Consider the following 4,410-nt stretch of genomic DNA (forward strand, 5'->3'; position numbering starts at 1 on the left):
CAGTCCGATCATGCGCGAATGGCTGTCCAGCAATCCGGTCAACCGCGAAGACATGCTCCGCCATGACAAATGGTGCGCCATGATGTGGCCGCGCCTCAAGCTCCTGCATGAGCTCCTGGCCGAAACCGGCAGCCTGTGGATGACGCTGGATGACAATGAAGTACATCGGGCACGAATGGTGCTGGATGAAATTTTTGGAGACGCAAATTGTATCGGCCAAATAGCATGGCAAAAACGAACATCAAGAGAAAATCGAGCGGCACTTTCCCCCAGCATAGACCATCTCATGGTCTACACAAAAGCAAACTCTGATGATTGGAAATCTATCAGAAATCTACTCCCTCAAAGCAAAGATGGCTACGCAAACCCTGATAATGACCAGCGTGGAGTATGGAAGTCTATTCCATTTTCTGCACAGGGATATAGAAAAAATCAGCAATACGACATCATTACTCCTTCTGGAAGGCTTGTTCGGCCACCAAAAGGGAGAAGTTGGGGAGCAACTGAGCCAGAATTTCTTCGTTTAAGAGATATTGAGAAAAAAATTTATTGGCCGAGCGACGGAGATGGTTTGCCTCGAATCAAACAGTACCCTGCGGAGGCAAAAGGATTAGTCCCGGATACACTTTGGCTTGCAGCTGAAGTTGGCGACACGGAGAACTCAAAAAAACTTCTCTTGGAGCTCTTCGCTGTCGAAGATGACTTCGGCCTTCATGCACCTAAACCAGTCGAACTCATTCAGCGCATCATCGAAATCGCAGCCTCCTCAAATTCATTAACCCTCGATTCCTTTGCCGGTTCCGGCACCACGGCCCATGCCGTGCTCGAAGCCAATCGCAAGGACGGCGGCAATCGCCGTTTCATCCTCGTGGAATGCGAGGACTACGCCGACACCCTGACCGCCGAGCGCGTGCGCCGGGTCATGAACGGCTACCCCTTCACCGGCAAGCACAAGGAAACATTGCTGCGTGAAAAACTGACCTGGACCAAGCTCCAGCGTGCTTCAAACCTACTGCACCAGATCAGCGGCCTGGAAGCCCTGCACGCGCCCAACTTCGACCGCATCAAAAAGGAAATCAAAGACGGCGAACTCATCGTCACCGGCGAAAAGGACATCGCCGCCACCAAGCCCGGCCTGGGCGGGAGTTTCACCTATTGCACCCTGGGCGAGCCCGTGGACATCGACGCCCTGCTGACCGGCGCGAACCTACCCGACTACGCGGCTCTGGGCGCATGGGTCTTCTACACCGCCACCAACCAGACCCTGCGGCCTGACGCCATTGACCCAGAGCGCTTCTATCTGGGCGAAAGCTCGCACTATCACGTCTGGCTCATCTACAAGCCGGACCTGGATTTCCTCAAATCCAACGACAGCGCCCTGACCCTGTCCCGCGCTGAAACCATCGCGGCAACACACCGCGACAAGCGGCATCTGGTCTTCGCCCCGGTCAAGTTCGTGCCGAACAAGACCCTGCTCCCCCTGGGCGTGGAATTCGCCCAACTCCCCTACGCCATCTACCGCCGGGAACAGGCCTAGGCCATGGAACTGAAGGAATACCAACGCCGCGTACTGACGGTCTTTGATACCTATTTGGACGAGCTGACCCATTGGCGGAACAAGACCCAAAAAATCATCCTGGCCAACAAGGAAGAGACCGACCCGGACCTGATCCGGCCCGTGCCCGATTTTCCGGCCAAGGCTTGGGACGCCATGCGGACCAAGAATCTGCTCCCCGCCTGCCGGGCAAACGTGCCCTACTCCCCCCGCAAGGACGGCATTGGCCGCGACGTGCCCTCGGTCTGCCTCAAAATCCCCACCGGCGGCGGCAAGACCCTGCTGGCCACAAGCTGCATCTCCCGACTCATGGGCAAATACGTGGAGCGCCAGACCGGCGTGGTGCTGTGGATCGTGCCCAACGAGGCCATCTACAGCCAGACCCTCAAGCAGCTCAAAAACCGCGACCATCCCTACCGCCAGATGCTCGACCGCACGGCCGCCGGGCGGATCAAAATTCTCGAAAAGGACAGCCCGCTATACAAACAGGACGTGGACTCGCACCTGTGCATTCTGGTGCTCATGCTCCAATCAGCGGGACGGCAGAGCAAGGAAACCCTGAAGGTCTTCCGGGATCGGGGCAACGTGGTCGGATTTTTTCCAGCCGAATCGGAAAGCGCGGCCCACTGCCTGCTGGCCACGGAAGTCATCAACCTGGACCGCTACGCCGATGATTTCGGCCTGGGCCCGATCATCAAGGACAGCCTGGGCAACGTGCTGCGCCTGCTGCGGCCCATCGTCATCGTGGACGAAGGCCACAAAGCGTATTCCAAAATCGCCATGGACACGGTCCTTGGTTTCAACCCGCGCTTTGTGCTCGAACTCTCGGCCACCCCCAAGGACCGCCCCGCCGAAACGCCGCCCCGCTTCGCCAACTGGCTGGTGGACGTGCGCGGCATCGAACTGGCCGAAGAGGAAATGATCAAGATTCCACTCAACGTGAAGGTCAACCCCGGCAGCGACTGGCGCAACGGTCTGCGCGAAAGCCTGGACCACCTGAACCGCTTGCAGCGCGAGGCCGACACGCTGATGTCCGAAACGGCCCGTTACATCCGCCCCATCATGCTCGTGCAGGTGGAACGGACCGGAGCCGACCAGCGCGACGCCGGTTTCATTCACTCCGAAGACGCCAGGGAATTTCTACTTACCGCCGGACTGACCGAAGCGCAGATCGCCATCAAGACTTCGGAAAAAAACGACCTGAACACGCCGGAAAACATGGACCTACTGCACCCGGCCTGCCAGGTGCGGGTCATCATCACCAAACAGGCCCTGCAGGAAGGCTGGGACTGCCCCTTTGCCTATGTGCTCTGCGCGCTTGGCGCCAACCACAACCTCCCAGCCATGACCCAGCTTGTGGGCCGCATCCTGCGCCAACCCCATGCCGCCCGCACGGGCATCACGGCCCTGGATGAATGCCATGTTTTCTGCCTGCACGACCGCACCCGCGACGTGGTCGATGGCATCAAGAAAGGTCTGGAAAGCGACGGCATGGCCGACCTGGCGCTCAAAATCACGGACGGCGGGACAGGAAGCGACACCCGCCCGGAAACTCGACCAATCAAGCGCCGGGAAGCCTTTGCCGACCTGCGCATTTTTCTGCCCAAGGTGGTCTGGGCCGGTGACGACGGTCCGCGCGCCCTGGATTACGAACAGGACGTGCTGGCAGGCGTGGACTGGAACCTCCTGAACGCGGCGGAACTGGCGGACAAGATCCCCCTGGATGTTCACGAAGCACACGGCCACACGACCCGCATCAGGGTGACGGACGGCGCGACCGGACAATTCTTCACCGCCGACCATACGCGGGAAGTGCTCGAAGAGGCGCGGTTCGATCCGGTTCATGCCACGCGCATGATCACGGACCTGATTCCCAATCCGTGGGTTGCCCGAATCAAAGTCCACGATTTCCTCAACGCCTTGCGGGTCAAGGGCTTCTCGGAAGACCGATTGGGGCACCTGTCCAGTTATCTGATCGAAACACTACGCACGTTCTTGAGTACCAAGCGTGACACCGTGGCTGAAACCTATTTCCACGCCCAGGTTGCGGCCGGTACAATTCAGTTCCGCCTGCGCATGGACGACCACTCCCACGATTGGCGCATGCCCATGGAGCTGGAAACAGACCGCCCGGAAAACGCCCGCAAATTGATTCGCAACGATGGCAATGCCATCCAAAAAAACCTGTTCACGCCGGTCTTCGAGGCCGACTTCAACACGGACGAGATGGAATTCGCCTGCTATCTGGACGAAAAAGAGGCCCTGCGCTGGTGGCACCGCAACGTGGCCAAGGCCGGGCACTATGCCCTGCAAGGTTGGCGACGGAACAAGGTCTATCCGGATTTTCTGTTCGCCATGTCAGTGGCCGACGGCGCGGAAAAAATCTTTGTCATCGAAACCAAGGGCGATCAGCTCGCGGGCAATCTGGACTCGGAATACAAACGGAAACTCCTGCGCCTCATGGCCGACAACTACCGCCAGGGGCGGACGACCGAAGCGGGAAAAATGGAAATTCAGGCTGCCGAAAAAAGAACCGTGACCTGTGATCTGGTGCTGATGAGCGAATGGAAAACGTATCCGTGGGAGTGAGCTGTTGAGGGATCCGCATTCACTGGAACGAGGTCTTCTCCACCCAACTATTTGAAAAAACATGGATTGCCTCGCTCCGCTCGCAAAGACGAGCCGCACACGAGCCCCCAAACCCTACCCCTCCAGCCCGCACAACAAAAACCCCAGAATCGGTCGGCACTTTTCCGCGCAGGGCGCGGAGAACTCGCCATGGTTGCGAGTGCCGGACCGATTGGCGCGGCCGACGTAGAATTCGGCCAGCCCGATCGGGGTCAGGTCGTGCGTGG

General features: G+C 58.7%; 2 protein-coding genes. Both read left to right on the plus strand.

Annotated features, from left to right (window positions below):
- Window positions 1-1,537: site-specific DNA-methyltransferase (locus tag EOL86_12335; GenBank protein ID NCD26362.1), on the plus strand; the 1,537-nt coding region annotated here is incomplete at its 5' end.
- Window positions 1,538-1,540: 3 nt separating this feature from the next.
- The gene (locus tag EOL86_12340) at window positions 1,541-4,144 is read left to right on the plus strand and encodes a type III restriction endonuclease subunit R (protein ID NCD26363.1); all 2,604 of its coding nucleotides are present in this window, start codon (window positions 1,541-1,543) and stop codon (window positions 4,142-4,144) included.
- Window positions 4,145-4,410: the final 266 nt, after the last annotated feature.

The sequence above is a fragment of the Deltaproteobacteria bacterium genome, from assembly GCA_009930495.1.
Taxonomy (GTDB): Bacteria; Desulfobacterota; Desulfovibrionia; order Desulfovibrionales; family Desulfomicrobiaceae; genus Desulfomicrobium.

Bases quoted from the DNA above. Each gene is read 5' to 3' on its own strand.
- EOL86_12340 (NCD26363.1), top strand. From the start codon at position 1,541: ATGGAACTGAAGGAATACCAACGCCGCGTACTGACGGTCTTTGATACC.